Source organism: Methylobacterium sp. GC_Met_3 (assembly GCF_026540775.1).
GTDB lineage: Bacteria > Pseudomonadota > Alphaproteobacteria > Rhizobiales > Beijerinckiaceae > Methylobacterium.
Genome location: NZ_JALNUL010000035.1, coordinates 1 through 14297 on the forward strand (window position 1 = coordinate 1; position 14297 = coordinate 14297).

Here is a 14297-nt window from a genome sequence, read left to right on the forward strand (position 1 = left end):
GGCCTGCCGCGGCGAGGCAAACCAACGCTACTGTGCGATCGGTAGCTGGGCAAAAGATACCTTTTCAGGGGGTATTGAGTTTTCTACAACACCCTATGGTCCACATCCCGCCCCTCGCCGCCCTGTCGGCTTTCGAGGCCACAATCCGCCTGGGCGGGTTTGCCCGGGCCGCGGCGGAGCTGAATGTGTCCACCAGCGCCGTGAGCCATCGGATCCGGGCGCTTGAGCGCGACCTGGGGACCCGGTTGCTGGAGCGGAGCACCGGCGTTGGCGGCATCCTTGTGACGCCCGCCGGCGCGCGGCTCTTACCGGCTGTCGAACAGGCGCTTCTGGTCCTCGAAGAAGCTTGCACCGAGATTAAAGGGATTAAGAACAGGCTAACCGTCTCCGCAAACCTGCCGTTCTCAACAATGTGGCTGCCGCGACGGCTCGCGGATTTTGCGAAAGTTCACCCTGACTATTCGATCAACGCGATCATCCAACCCGACGAACCCGACTTTTCACGCCATCCGATCGATCTCGCGATCGTCTATGCGCCGGCCAAGCATATCCGAACCGATGATGTCGTCCTGTTGGCCGAGCATGTCTTTCCCGTCTGCAGTCCGAGTCTGACCCCGGTCACACCCGATGTCTTTCGCCGGCACCGTCTCCTGCAGGAGGAGTGCGAGGGCAGTCCGGAGCTGGACTGGAACAGCTGGGCTTCGGAGCTCGATCTGCCGGGCGACGTCGAGCCTCGCGTGATCCGGTACGCGAGCTTCAGCCAGGTTATCGCGGCCGCCCTCGATGGCGCCGGGCTCGCGCTCGGCCGCTCGCCGCTGATCGACTCCGAACTCGCCAGCGGACGCCTCGTGCGGATATGGCCGTTTGCCTCCCGGGTCGCCTCTTGGCGCTTCGTCGCGCGCTCGGGTGTCGGTCGCCCCCACAGGTTGGTGGCCCTGCTCATTGAGTTTCTGCGGTTGGAGGCGGTCGGAGCAGAAGAGGTTGGTCTGCCTGGGACGGGCCGGTCCCGGGGAGGAGACGCCTAGGCGTGGGTCCGTCTCCCTACGGCGAGGATCGACCGGCTTGTGCCATGTCGGCGGGATGCCGATGCTCGCGCCACGGGAGCGGATCAAGCGATTGCTTCAGCGCCGCCAGGAACCTCTCGGTCCTCGCCGCGCGCGCTTGCCGTTTCGACCCGAGCAGTGCCACGACCGGAGCGGGAGGCAGAGCATGACCTTCGAGGACGCGAACCAGCCGCCCCGTCCGCAGGTCGTCCGCGACATCCCACTCTGAGCGCATGATCACACCGAGGCCGGCGAGGGCCCAGCCCCGCACCACCTCGCCGTCGTTGCTGGCCAGCCCCGCGTCGATCCGGACGCGCTCTTCCGCGCCATCGGCCGAGCAGAAGCGCCAGAGCGTGACATCCTCGTCGTTCTCGCGCAGCGCGATGCAGACGTGATCTTTCAACTCGGCGGGCGTCAGAGGAGCCGGACGCTGCGCCAAGTAGGCGGGTGCCGCGCAAAGGACACGGTCGTTCGGCGCGAGCGCGCGGACAGTCAGGCTCGGGGTTGCTTCCTTGATCTCACCCACGTGGATGGCGAGGTCCCACATCTCGGACGGCATGCGGCCGAGGCGGTCCGAGAGCAAAAGGTCGACTCTGACCCCTGGATGCAGGATGCGGAAAGCCGCCACGACCGGTGCGACGTGACGGCGCCCAAAGCCGAAAGGCGCGACGACCCGCAAGTGGCCGATCACCTCCCCGCGACGCTCGGCCAATGCATTGTCGAGGTCGTCGAAAGCGGCGAGAAGGTCGCGCCCGTGCTCGGCCAGCAGCTCACCTTCGTCGGTGAGAGTGAGGCCGCGACCGGAACGGTCCATCAAGTGGACCCGCAGTCGTTTCTCCAAAGCTCGCAATCGCTGCGTCACGGCAGGCGGTGACACGTTCAATGCGCGTGCGGCGGCGGCGAGGGAGGGGCTGGCCGCGACGACAGCGAAAAAGCGGAGGTCTTCTGTGTCGAGCATTAAGGCCCCCCTTAATCCAAAATGAAGTAAGGGTTAATAGAGCTTCTTCTTCCGCTATGATTTTTCACTCGGATCAGCAAGCGCGGGAGGCGGGCGTGTTGAACGCCGGATCCGATACCACGATCAATCTGGGGCGAGTCGACTTGGCGTCGCCCGTACTATCGACCCCATGCCTTATATTAGACGAAACGCGCCTCCGGGCGAACCTCGCAGGGATGCATGCGCATCTTCGGCAGCTGGGTGTCGGATTCCGACCGCACCTCAAGACGGCGAAGTCGATCCAGGTCGCCCGTCTCGCCATGACCAGCCCGGCGGGTCCTGCAACGGTCTCGACGCTGCGCGAGGCGGAATATTTCGCCGAGGGCGGGGTGCAAGACATCCTCTACGCAGTGGGAATCACCCCCCAGAAACTCGATCGCGTCGACATGATCCGAAGGCGTTGGGACACGACGCTTACCGTGCTGCTCGACTCGGTCGAGCAAGCGGAAGCGGTCGCGTCCTGGGGTGTCCATTCCGGCCATGTCCTGCCGGCGCTGATCGAGATCGACGCTGACGGACACCGCTCCGGTGTGCCGCCGGAGGACGCGCAGACGATTGTCGCGATCGGACGCGCATTGGGCACGGCGCTGCGGGGGGTACTTCTGCACGCCGGCGACAGCTACGGCCTCAACGAACCCGAGGCGCTCACAGAGGCCGCGGAGCGCGAGCGGGCGGCGGCGGTGGCCGCGGCCGCCATCTTGCGCGATGCGGATTTGCCTTGCCCAATAGTCAGCGTCGGTTCGACCCCGACCGCGCGCTGGGCCCGGGATCTCTCCGGCGTCACCGAGGTCCGCGCCGGTGTGTTCATGTTCGGCGACCTGTTCCAGGCAGGAGTCGGCTCCGTCGCGGTCAGGGATATTGCGCTCAGCGTGCTCGCCACCGTCATCGGACATCGCCGCGACAGGGGCTGGATCATCACCGATGCGGGCTGGATGGCGCTGTCACGGGACCGGAGCACGGCGCGGCAGGCGGTGGACCAGGAATACGGCGTAGTCTGTGACCTTGCGGGCCGCCCCTATCCCGATTTGCTCGTCGCCGAGGTCAACCAAGAGCACGGCATTCTCGCCCTCCGCCCGGGCACCGGAACCGATCTGCCCGACCTGCCCATCGGCGCACGGGTCCGCATCCTGCCGAACCATGCCTGCGCCACCGGTGCCCAGCACGATTGCTACCATGTGCTCAACGGTGACGGACGAGTCGGCGCCGTGTGGCCGCGCATCAACGGCTGGTAGGAGACGCCAACGATGAAAGCACCAATTCAGCGTGTCGCGACCGCCCGGGCTCCGGCACCGGCAGGCCACTATGTCCAAGCCACAGCATGGGGGGATCTCGTCTTCGTCTCGGGGCAGCTCCCACTCCGACCTGACGGTACCCACATGGCCGACGCGACAGTCGAGGCCCAGATCCGACGAGCGCTCGCCAACTTGCTGGCGGTCCTGGCCGAGGCAGGCTCCTGTCCGGACCACGTGCTGCGCGTGACGGCCTACCTCGTCGGCGTCGAACATTGGTTGGTATTCGACCAAATCTTCGCTGAGCTATTCGGACCGGCGAGGCCAGCTCGCGCCGTGTTGCCGGTTCCGCAGTTGCATCACGGCTATCTCGTGGAGGTCGAGGCGGTCGCCACACGCGCGCCCTGACGTCCCAACCCATGGCGCACTAGCGATGAACTAACCTCCAATGCGCCGTCCGGCCGCGCTCGGATGACATCTGGGTGGTAATCTCGGAGATGCCAGCAATGACCACTCACCGTTTCGACGCCGTCTTGTTCGATCTCTTGACGGCCCTGCTGGACAGTTGGTCCTTGTGGAACGCGATCGCAGGCAGCGAGAAAGATGGCCGCCGATGGCGGGCAGAGTACCTGCAGATCACCTACCGGACGGGTGCGTACCGGCCCTACGAAGATCTCGTCGCCGAAGCAGCTGAAGCAGTCGGTCTACCTCGCCGACTGGCACAGGACCTTGAGGACCGTTACGGGGAACTCCAACCCTGGCCTGGCGTGACACAGACCTTGCAGGCCCTTGCAGCGAAGTCAGTGCCGCTCGGCGTGGTGACTAATTGCTCCGAGCGGTTGGGTCGCATCGCGGCCGGTTGCTTGGGTGTCGACTTCAACGTCGTTGTCACGGCGGAGCGAGCCGGATTTTACAAGCCTGACCCCCGACCATATGAGTTGGGACTCAAAGCCCTCGGAGCAGAGCGCTCTCGCTGTTTGTTCGTTGCGGGCTCGGCATACGACCTCGTCGGAACGGGTCAGGTCGGCCTAGCGACGTATTGGCATGACCGCATCGGGATGGCAGCTCCCGACGGCGTGCCGCCACCGCTGGCGCGCGAGAGCACGCTCGATTCATTGCAGACCTTCATCGATTGGTGAGGGAGAACGGAAAGTTCCCATTTGGCTGGGTTTTGCCGCAGAATGCATTGGACGGTCGGTCGCCAGCAAAGGAGCTCCTGCGCGTCTAAAACGGGGCCGGCCACAAATTTCGGGTAAGTTCCAATCGGAACCTGTTCAGGTTATCGATGTCCGCTTTGAAGAGGGAGCGGCGAAGTCCTGTACGACCGAATTGGGCGCTTTGCAGCCGGGCCGGTTTGAAAGCCCCTCGACCCGGGAGCCGAGGGGGCCAGTGCTCAAATCTCAGTGCCTTCCGCTAAGGTCAGAGCATCCTCAACGTCGACACCGAGATACCTGACCGTGCTCTCGATCTTGGTATGGCCGAGCAGGATCTGGACGGCACGTAGGTTGCCAGTCCGCTTGTAGATCAACGACGCCTTGGTGCGACGCAGGGAATGGGTTCCGTAGTCCTCGCTGCGCAGCCCGATGCCCGCGACCCACTCATCGACCAAGCGTGCATACTGTCTGGTGCTGATGTGCGTGACGCCGTCGAGCCGGCTCGGGAAGACATGGTCGTCGAGCGATCCACCCCTGGCCTCTAGCCAGGAGAGGATGCTGGTACGGGCGGGTTCGAGCAACTCGAACTGCACTGGTCGACCGGTCTTACGCTGGATGACGATGGCGCGACTACGGACGCGACCGCCGCTGACGAGGTCGCCAATCTTGAGTTTGACGATGTCGCAGCCGCGCAGCTTGCTGTCGATGGCGAGGTCGAACATCGCCCGGTCGCGTATGCGCCGTTCACGGTCGAGCCAGAACCGGATGGCCCAGACCTGCTGAGGTTTGAGGGCGCGCTTGGCGCCGAGCTTGCGGCCGGCGTTCCAGGCCGGCCGTCCTTTGGTGGCGGGATCGTGTGCGGAATGCCCCATCGCCTGTCTCCTTGCCGGCCCCTGCCGACAAGGCGAGGAGACACCCGAACCGATGGACTGAGATGAGGGCGAGCATTTGCGGACGTTCCGCTGACGACCCAACCCAGCCGCATGAGCCGATTTTGTGGCTGCCAGAAAGCGGCCGTAAGCGCTTATTTCTGCGGATGGCAGAATTGGCCTAAATCGGGCTGCCTTGCTTCCGTGAGGAGGTAAGGGAAGTGGCCGTTCGTGCGGTACTGGCTGAACGGTAAGAAACAACCGAATTCAATCGCACCGGTTATCCCGCTGGATGCCTCTGACCCGACATTCAACAAGTGTTCGATCGATCAGCCTCCCCCCTTGATCGGCATCAGGCTTTTGCGGTCGATCTCTGGCATCTTCGCCATCTGGTCGAAGGGCACCACCGCCATCACGTGACCGTCTGGCATCTTGATGACGTTAAACTGCTTGCCAGTGATCTTGTCGGTCGCCATCGCAACCATGAGCTGCATCGGCTCGAACGGTGTGACGACAAAATCATGCCCCCACGCGCCGACAAGACTCGACAGGGAGGCTGTAGCCACCCCCGTGCCGGCGAGGAGAGCGACAGCCGGCAGAATTGCGCGCATCATGATGGATTCCTTCCGGTTCGATCGATGGGATTTCGCAGGCCCGGGCCAAGCCGTTACCGGGAGGGGATCGTGATCACCCGCCCCGTAACGGAGAGCCCACGGCGAACGAAGGGCGGCAATGCGGTAGGACGGAGAGGAATCGCGATGACGCTGCATGCCCTCCGGCTAATGCGGCAACCCTTGGTGCGACCGATCAGGATGCGGGCGCAATGAGTATCGAACGGGCGACGGCGCAGGGCGAGCGGCGGCGCGCCGTATATCGAACGGCCTTCGGGCTCGTTCGTGGGGTGCTGTACGCGTTGCGTACCACGGCCCGGATTGCTGGCGCGCTCGTCCTCGCGGCCTTCGGCATCCTATTCCTGAACTACGTCGTGCTCGCGACAGACAAGGCGCACGCCTATCGCAACCTCGACCCGAGCCTCGCCGAATGCCGTGACGGGCTCGCGAAGGGCTGGACGGTCCTGGCCGATACCGGCCGTGAGACCCTGCGGGCGGCGATGCCGTCCGACGGCGACGGCTGGGTCGATGCCAGCAACGACGAAGACAGGGCGATCGCGACGGATGCGCGTTGGACGACACGGCTGCGTTGCACTCTGCAGCGCCACATCGTCCCGTCCCGCGAGGCCGGCGGACGGGACCTCGCCTACCACCTCGGTTTCATCGAGTTCCAGGAGGATGGCGAACCTTACGCGTTGGTTTCCCGCGAAGGGGCGAACGACACGGCCATCGACAGCGCGATGCTCCGCCACGCCATGGACACCGAGATGCGGGCCAAGGGCCTGCCGGCCACGATGGTCAAGCCCGTCATTACCCAGCTCGATGCCCTGAAGCAGCATCTTTCGACCGGGTCGCACTACGTGATCGCCTTCGTCCACGGCTGGCGGCACGACGCGCGGATCGGCGACGGCAACGTGGCGGATCTGCGCCTCTACGCGGCCCACGCGGCCCGTTTCCTTGCGCAGCGCTGCCCGAGCGACCCGAGTGTCTGCGATATGGACGTCACGGCGATCTATATCGGCTGGCGTGGGGCGCGTGTCGACGAGCGCGGACTGCAGCTCTGGTTCGGCGACGCGATCGGCGGCTTCTTCGGCAACCTGTCGGCCGGCGCCACCTTGTTCGATCGAAAGCCGGTGAGCGAAGCCATCGCGCCGGCGGCGATCTCAGCCCTTCGCACACTCGAGACCACGCTCGGCGCGCCGGGCGCGCACAACAAGCTGATCGTCGCCGGGCACAGCCTCGGCGGCAACATGCTTGCGAGCGGGCTCAAGGACGACATGGTCAAGGCGGTGCACCGCCATCGGTTTGGAGAAACCCTACCGCCGGTCCTGGGCAATCTCGTGGTCCTGATCAATCCCGCCTCCGAAGCGAGCAAGTGGACTGCAATCCAGCGCGAGGTCTGGTTGAAGCTGGCCGACCATGCCGATGCGCACACGCCGGCTTCAGAGGTTGAGCGCGGAGACGGCTACTTCCCGCCCAACCAGCGGCCGGTCCTGATGTCGGTGACGGCGGCTCTGGCCTTCCCGGCCGGTGGCCTGCGGCCTGGGGACTGCGCGTGGATCGGTCTCGATGTCGATGACGCCTTCGCGGCCGCCCGCCGCAAGATCCGGAGCCGGCTCTCGGCGACGGACAGCATGTTCGATGCGGGCGTCGACTACGATCGGGCGACCCACGACCTGTTCCCGACCTTCAAGTTCGATTTCCGCCCGGCCGCGGGCTTTCTCGACCGTGTGGCTGCGCGGTTCGAGGGCCGCCAGCCCCGTGGTGAGAGCTGCACCCCCCCGGCGCCCATCGACCTCGGAGCCGGATTGCTGACGCTGCCGCTGCGCACCCTGTCGCTGCTTGCTGCAACCTTCCCGTTCCAGAACACCGCCCGAGAGGATTCGCACACCATCGGCAATCTCGACCCGCCGCGGCCGGCGGCCGGCGTGCTCGCGGATGCCCAGCCTTCGGCTGCGCCCTTCGGCACGACCCACGAACTGCTTGGGCTCAATGATCCGGGCCTTGAGCGACACCACCCCTATGCCACCCTCGCCGATGCCGCTCTCGACTGCCCACGCTCCGACCGCTGGCTGACGCGAGCCCGGATGGCGCGCGCCGACCGGCGCGGCAACTTTTGGGACAGCGCCGCGCTCGCGCCTGGCGGATCCGGCGAGAACGGCCCGGCCGCTCGCTTCCTGCACGGCCTTCAGTTGACCGGCATTGCGCCGATCACCCGCCCCAACGACCCGTTCTGGAATGTCCGGGCTTTCGACAATGCTCTCTCACGCCACGACGGCTACCGACTGTCTTCGTTCATCTGTGCGCTGAACCAGCTCGTGATGGACGACATCACCGATGCGCCGTTGTCGATTAGTGATCACCGAGACACGCAAATCCCATAGAGCCTGCCTCGAACATCCGGTTCCCCAAGCTAGCGCCCCGAAGCGGACCGGCAGCTCTCCACCCAACCCAAACGTTCAGGGTGCCAGCGTGCGGGACTGGAACTGGCCGAGAGCGGAATGGCAGCTTCCGCGCAAATCAACCAGGGAAGCAGACTTGATAGTTGCGCCGCGACGAAGCCCGAAGACCGCGAGCACCGCTCGCAGCGACCGCTGACCACCAGCCAATCTTGGATCGGATGCTCAGCGTATCGATCGGTTCAGACCTCTTCGTGATCGCCGGTACGCTTCGCGTACGCGCCATGAGCCGTCGCCGCTCAGCGACGGCAACGGGACTTGGTATCGACAGCTACAAAAATGCGATCGGCCGCGCCGCGGCGGGGTTTGTCGCGGCCTGCTCGGTGAAGCGGCGGATAAGCCAGCGCCCGGCCGGGCCTGGTGGATCATCGCTCCGGTAGATCGCGGTGAACGGCAGCCGGCGATGCTTCGCGTCCGGCACGGGCAGCGCGACGAGGCGCCCCGCCGCGAGGTCCGCCTCGACCATATGGGCCGGCATGCTGCCCCAGCCGATCCCGGCCAGAAGCAGCGTGTGCTTGGTGCTGAGATCCGAGAGCCTCCACGTGCGGTCGGCGATCACGCCGAATTCCTGGCCCTCGGAGAGCGGTGAACGGTCGGCGATCACGAGCTGGATATGGTCCCGCGCGGCGCCCGGGACCTGAGAGCCGGCCTTCGCCAAGGGATGGCCGGGGGCCGCCACCGTAATCATCTCGACGTCGCCCACCGGGATCCGTTCCAGCGGATCGGTCTCCCGGTTCCAGAGTTCGACGCTGATGCCGAGCACAGCCTTGCCGGTGACGACGTGGTGCTGGACGGCGCCGAGGGCCTCGACGTTCAGGCGCAGCGAGACGGTGGGAAACGTCGCCTGGAAGGCGGTGAGCGCGTCCACGAGTCGGGCGCCCGGCATCAGAACACTGACGACCAAGCGCACCTCCGCCTCCAGGCCGCCCAGCAGGCCGCTGACCTTCGCGCGTAGCGCATCGATGCCGTGGGCGACGGTACGCGCCTCGGCCAGCACGGCGCGCCCGGCCTCGGTGAGTTGCGGCCTGCGCGTCGCTGCACGGTCGAAGAGCGGCAGGCCGAGCTGGAGCTCAAGGTTGGCGATCGCGTAGCTGATCACCGAAGTCGCGCGGTTCAGGCGCCGCCCTGCGGCCGCGAAGCTGCCGCACTCGATTACGGTGAGGAAGACGCGCAATTGATCGAGGGTCGGCGTCCCAGGTCCATGCATGTCGAAATCCTCGAACGACGCGCGCGCCGCCTTTCCGGAGGTCTCGACAAGCAAGGGAACCGCCAGTCCCGTGCCCGACATGACGAAGCCGGCCCCGTGTCCGGAACGAGCTTCGTCGCGCGAGGCGTATCGGCTCAGCGGCGGGCGGCCCCCCGGCCGTTGCGGGTCACGGACCCGGTCGTCAGCCTGTCGGAGGCGTTCACCGCACCTCCGGTCCAGGGACGGCTGGGCTCGGAGGCGCTGGCGCCCCCGGGGGCCGCGGCGGCGGGGATGCCGGCAGGAGCGGTGTAGCTCTGGGCCTGGGCGGCCGTGATGGCCGCGAAGGTGAGGGCAAGGACGGAGGCGACGAGCAGGCGGGACATGGTGGGCTCCATCAATCCGGTGGAGTGACGGCGCGTCGCCGTCATCCGATGCCGTCAAGATGGTCCCGTCCCGACCGCGCGAAAACCCGAAAAGACTAGATCAAAACGTTCGAGAAAATCGAAATGCCGGGTGGCGCCCTGCGCGCGTCAATGGTGACCGGCCATGTGCCGGCCGATCGTTCCGATCTCGGCCGTCGCGGCAGCCGTCTCGTAGACCAAGCGCCCGTCCGACATCACGACGATCCGATCCGACAGTTCCAGGATCTCGTCGAGGTCTTCGCTGATCAGGAGTACCGCCGCGCCGGCGTTGCGGGCGGCCACGATCCGGGTGCGGATCTCCGACACCGCCGCGAAATCGAGGCCGAAGCAGGGGTTGACCACGATCAGCAGATCGACCGGGTCGGTCAGCTCGCGTGCGAGCACCGCGCGCTGCACGTTGCCGCCTGACAGGGTCGCGATCGGCGCCTCGGAGGAAGCGGTCTTCACCTTGAAGCGCCCGATCAGATCCTTGGCGCGACGGGTCATCGCCCCCCTGTCGAGCCACAGGGTTGGCGGTCCGGACGGGTCCTCGCCACGCCGGTCGAAGGCGCGGAAAGCCAGATTCTCCGCGACCGACATCCGCGGGGCGCAGGCGTTGCGCAGGGGCTCCTCCGGGATGAAGCGCACGCGACGCGCCCGGCTCTGCGCGCGCCGGCCGGTATAGGGCTCGCCGGCCACCGCGACGCGCCCGCCGGCGGCGCGGATCTGGCCGCCGAGCACGTCGGCGAGCTCCTTCTGCCCGTTGCCGGAGACGCCCGCGATGCCGACGATCTCCCGCGCCCGGACGCGCAGGTCCGCGATCGCGATGCGGCGCAGGCCCGACGCGTCGGTGGCGTCGAGTTCCTCGATGCGCAGGATCTCGCGCTTCGCATCCGGCTCGCCGATCCGGGCCGCGATCGGGCGCACGACCCGCTCCCCGATCATCATCGCCGCCATATCGTCGCGCGAGAGGTCGCCAACCGCGCCGCCGCCCACCAGCCTGCCGCGGCGCAGAACGCTCAGCGAGCGGGCGAAGGTCTCGACCTCCCGGAACTTGTGGCTGATCATCAGCACGGTGAGGGCGCTGCGGTCGGTCATGGCGCGCAGGAGTCCCAGCACTTCCTCCGCCTCGTCGGGCGTGAGCACCGAGGTCGGTTCGTCGAGGATCAGGAAGCGGGCTTTCAGATAGAGCTGCTTGACGATCTCCAGCTTCTGCTTCTCGCCCGCGGCGAGTTCCGCGACCGGCCGATCGAGATTCAGTCGGAACGGCATCCCGGCCATGAAGGCCGAGAGCGCCGCGCGCTCGGCCTTCCAGTCGAGGATCGCCGGCGCGTCGGCGCGGCTGATCACGAGGTTCTCCGCCCCCGTCAGAGACGGCACCAGCGTGAAATGCTGGTAGACCATGCCCAGGCCGTTTGCCTGCGCACCCTTCGGGTTGGTGATCTCGGCCTCGCGCCCGTCGACCAGGACGCTGCCGGCTGTCGGCGCGTAGAAGCCCATCACGCATTTGACCAGCGTCGACTTGCCGGCGCCGTTCTCGCCGAGCAGGGCGTGGAAGCCGCCGGCCTCGATCTTCATCGACACGTCGTCGAGGGCCGCGAAGGCCCCAAAACGCTTCGTCATGCCGATCGTCTCGACGCCGATGGCGCCGGGCGTGGTGGTGTCCATCGCGCTCACCCCATCGCCTGGAGGATCGCCGCGGAGGCGGCGACCGCTCCGAAGACGCCGCCCTGCATCGTCACCATCCGCAGCGCCGCCTCGTGGTTGCTGCGATCCGTGGCGGCTGTGCCGTCGGAGACGATCACGCATTCGAAGCCGCGGTCGTTGGCCTCGCGCATCGTGGTGTGGACGCAGACATCGGTGGTGATGCCGGTCAGGATCAGGTTGCGGATGCCGCGCTGGTTGAGGATCAGCTCCAGGTCGGTTGCACAGAACGAGCCCTTGCCGGGCTTGTCGATGACCGGCTCGCCGGGCAGCGGCGCTAGCTCTGAGATGATCTCCCAGCCCGGCTCGCCGCGCACCAGAACCCGGCCGCACGGGCCGGGATCGCCGATTCCGGCCCCGATCCGGCGCGAGCGCCAGCGCTTGTTGGCGGGCAGGTCCGCGAGGTCCGGGCGGTGGCCCTCGCGCGTGTGGATCACGTGGTAGCCGTGGGCCCGCGCCGCCGCGAGCAAATCCGCGATCGGGCCGATCGGAGCGCGGGTGAGCGCGAGGTCGTAGCCCATGGCGTCGACATAGCCGCCCGGTCCGCAGAAGTCGGTCTGCATGTCGATAATGACCAGCGCCGTGTTCCCGGAGCGCAGGTCGCCGTCATAGGGCCAGGGATAGGGCTCGGCCGCCACGTAGGTGCCGGCGGCGGTCGCGCCGGGGCATGGGACCCCGCTCACTCCGCCGCCTCCCGCGGAGCCGGCGTCTGCGCCGCGCCGTAGGAGCGGGTCGGCGCCGGAAAGCCGCAGCCCGTGCCGTCGACGACCTTCACCGCGTCTTCCCATGGCAGCGCGTACCGGCCCGCGGCGAGGTCGTGCATATAGGTGTAGGGGCAGTCCTGGGCGCCGCCCTTCACGGCCGTGTAGCCGCGATGGCCGAGCTGGTAGATGTTGTTCTCGACGCCCCAGTGGATGCGCGCCTCGCGAACGAGGTCGGGCCGCACCTCCGCCGTGATGATCTCGTCGACACGACCCGTGGTCCCGTGGGTGATCACGGACCCGTCGAAATTGCAGATCATGCCCTCGCCCATCGAGTCGAAGGCACCGTCGGAGCCGCACATGCAGACGCTGGCGGTGATCATCAGATTGCAGAAGGCGTTCGACTGGTTGGTGAAGCGCCAGGATTCTCGGATCGGCGCCGTGTAGCCGGCCGTGCGGATCATGATTTCGGCGCCCTTGTAGGCGCATTCGCGCGCCATTTCCGGGAACATGCCGTCGTGGCAGATGATCAGGGCGATCTTGGCACCTTTGGGACCCTCGATGACCGGGATGCCGATATCGCCAGGCTCCCACGGCTCGACCGGCACCCACGGATGCATCTTGCGGTAATAGAGCTTCACCGCGCCGGCATCGTCGATGATCAGCCCGGAATTGAACGGGCTGCCGTTCGGGTTGGCCTCCATGATGGAGAAGCAGCCCCAGATCCGGTTGTCGATGCAGGCCTGCTTGAAGGCCGCGACCTCGGGACCGTCGAGACGGCACAGGATGTCCGGATCGGTGTCCATCGACAGGCCGTGCAGGGCGTATTCGGGGAAGACGACGAGGTCCATCGTCGCGAGGTTGCTCCGCGCCTTGGCGACCATGGCGACGATGCGGTCGGTCTGGGCGGCGAGGTCGGCCTTCGTGGCGATCCGCGGCAGCTGGAGCTGCACGAGCCCGATCACGACGCCGTTGGGAGACTTGTTCAGTCCGCCGAGCCCGTTCATCGCGACGTTCCTCACTTCGACAGGGACAGTTCGCCCGGGGCACCGGCCAGTGCCCGGTCGGGCGAGGAGGTGGCAATCAAGAGGGCGAGGGTGAGCACGTAGGGGGCGGCGTAGAACAGGTAGTAGCCCTGCGAGACGCCGACCGATTGCAGCGCGGGGCCGAGCGCACCCGCCCCTCCGAACAGCAGGGCGGCGCCGAAGCAGGCGAGCGGGTTCCAGCGGGCGAAGATCACCAGCGCCACCGCCATCAGGCCCTGGCCGGACGAGACGCCCTCGTTCCAGGAGCCCGGATAGTAAAGCGAGAGGTAGGCCCCTCCGATGCCGGCGAGCACGCCGCCGATGCCGGTCGCCAGCAGCCGGACCCGGTCGACGTCGTAGCCCATGGCGCGGGCCGCGTCCGCGCTATCTCCGACGACGCGCAGGACCAGTCCGGCCCTCGTGTTGCGCAGGCCCCACCACAGGGCGACGGACAGCGCGGCGCCGATCAGGAACAGCACGTTGACGCGCAGCGCCGCCTGGACCTGCGGCAGGTCCGACCACCCACCGAAACTGATCGCCGGCAGCGGCGGGGCCGAGGGCTGGATGAACGGCTTGCCGAGGAAGAAGGCAAGCCCCGACCCGAACAGCATCAGCGCGATGCCGATCGCGACGTCGTTGACCCGGGGGAACTTGCAGACGAAGCCGTGCAGCAGGCCGAACAGTCCGCCCGCGAGCCCGGCCACCGCGACACCGGCCCAGGGCGAGCCCGTCATCACGGCGGTGGCGTAGGCTGCCATGGCGCCGAAGACGAGCGTCCCCTCCAGTCCGAGGTTGATCCGGCCTGAGCGCTCGGTGATCGTCTCGCCGAGGCTTACGAACAGGAACGGTGTCGAGACGCGGATCGCTCCGCCGATCACCGCAAGCGGCACCGTCCAGAGGCCGAGATCGTCACTCATC

The 14297-nt window shown here is 66.9% G+C and carries 14 protein-coding genes; 5 read left to right on the forward strand and 9 right to left on the reverse strand.

From position 1 onward, the window contains the following. Positions 1-1025, forward strand: a 1025-nt coding sequence (locus OXS27_RS25020) for a LysR family transcriptional regulator (protein ID WP_267359553.1), incomplete at its 5' end; no start/stop codon positions are given. A 16-nt stretch (positions 1026-1041) separates the two neighbouring features. Here OXS27_RS25020 and OXS27_RS25025 read toward each other — a convergent pair. Continuing rightward, complete coding sequence (locus OXS27_RS25025; protein WP_267359555.1) at positions 1042-2001, reverse strand: LysR substrate-binding domain-containing protein; 960 nt, start codon at positions 1999-2001, stop codon at positions 1042-1044. Positions 2002-2099: 98 nt separating this feature from the next. Here OXS27_RS25025 and OXS27_RS25030 point away from each other — a divergent pair, with 98 nt between their 5' ends. The 3 genes from OXS27_RS25030 to OXS27_RS25040 all read left to right on the forward strand — a co-directional run bounded on the left by OXS27_RS25030 (position 2100) and on the right by OXS27_RS25040 (position 4408). Beyond that, positions 2100-3272 (forward strand): alanine racemase, encoded by a 1173-nt coding sequence (locus OXS27_RS25030; protein ID WP_267359557.1) that lies wholly within the window; start codon positions 2100-2102, stop codon positions 3270-3272. 12 nt (positions 3273-3284) lie between these two features. Then, the gene (locus tag OXS27_RS25035) at positions 3285-3677 is read left to right on the forward strand and encodes a RidA family protein (protein ID WP_267359559.1); all 393 of its coding nucleotides are present in this window, start codon (positions 3285-3287) and stop codon (positions 3675-3677) included. Positions 3678-3775: 98 nt separating this feature from the next. Further along, a complete protein-coding gene (locus OXS27_RS25040) occupies positions 3776-4408 on the forward strand; it encodes an HAD-IA family hydrolase (RefSeq protein WP_267359561.1) in 633 nt (210 codons plus the stop codon). 254 nt (positions 4409-4662) lie between these two features. Here OXS27_RS25040 and OXS27_RS25045 read toward each other — a convergent pair whose 3' ends face one another. Both OXS27_RS25045 and OXS27_RS25050 read right to left on the reverse strand, forming a co-directional pair. Then, positions 4663-5295 carry a tyrosine-type recombinase/integrase gene (locus tag OXS27_RS25045; RefSeq protein WP_267359563.1) on the reverse strand — a complete coding sequence of 211 codons (633 nt, stop codon included), beginning with the start codon at positions 5293-5295 and terminating at the stop codon, positions 4663-4665. Positions 5296-5621: 326 nt separating this feature from the next. Beyond that, positions 5622-5906 carry a hypothetical protein gene (locus OXS27_RS25050; protein ID WP_043346816.1) on the reverse strand — a complete coding sequence of 95 codons (285 nt, stop codon included), beginning with the start codon at positions 5904-5906 and terminating at the stop codon, positions 5622-5624. A 209-nt stretch (positions 5907-6115) separates the two neighbouring features. On the opposite strand from OXS27_RS25050, the gene OXS27_RS25055 reads away from it, so the two are divergent. Next, positions 6116-8287 (forward strand): hypothetical protein, encoded by a 2172-nt coding sequence (locus OXS27_RS25055; protein WP_267359568.1) that lies wholly within the window; start codon positions 6116-6118, stop codon positions 8285-8287. Between the two features lie 346 nt (positions 8288-8633). On the opposite strand, the gene OXS27_RS25060 is transcribed toward OXS27_RS25055, so the two are convergent. The 6 genes from OXS27_RS25060 to OXS27_RS25085 all read right to left on the reverse strand — a co-directional run bounded on the left by OXS27_RS25060 (position 8634) and on the right by OXS27_RS25085 (position 14296). Next, positions 8634-9569, reverse strand: coding sequence for a LysR family transcriptional regulator (locus OXS27_RS25060; RefSeq protein WP_267359623.1), 936 nt, complete (start codon positions 9567-9569; stop codon positions 8634-8636). Between the two features lie 134 nt (positions 9570-9703). Next, positions 9704-9931, reverse strand: a complete 228-nt coding sequence (locus OXS27_RS25065; RefSeq protein WP_267359570.1) for a hypothetical protein — start codon at positions 9929-9931, stop codon at positions 9704-9706. Positions 9932-10078: 147 nt separating this feature from the next. Next, on the reverse strand, positions 10079-11617 hold the full coding sequence (locus OXS27_RS25070) for an ABC transporter ATP-binding protein (protein ID WP_267359572.1): 1539 nt from the start codon (positions 11615-11617) through the stop codon (positions 10079-10081). Between the two features lie 5 nt (positions 11618-11622). Beyond that, entirely contained in the window at positions 11623-12336 is a 714-nt protein-coding gene (locus tag OXS27_RS25075; protein WP_267359574.1) for an isochorismatase family cysteine hydrolase, read from the reverse strand. Beyond that, a complete protein-coding gene (locus tag OXS27_RS25080; RefSeq protein WP_267359575.1) occupies positions 12333-13361 on the reverse strand; it encodes a formamidase in 1029 nt (342 codons plus the stop codon). The genes OXS27_RS25075 and OXS27_RS25080 overlap by 4 nt, the downstream gene beginning before the upstream one ends. Positions 13362-13372: 11 nt before the next feature. Beyond that, positions 13373-14296, reverse strand: a complete 924-nt coding sequence (locus OXS27_RS25085; protein ID WP_092044145.1) for an ABC transporter permease — start codon at positions 14294-14296, stop codon at positions 13373-13375. Position 14297: the final 1 nt, after the last annotated feature.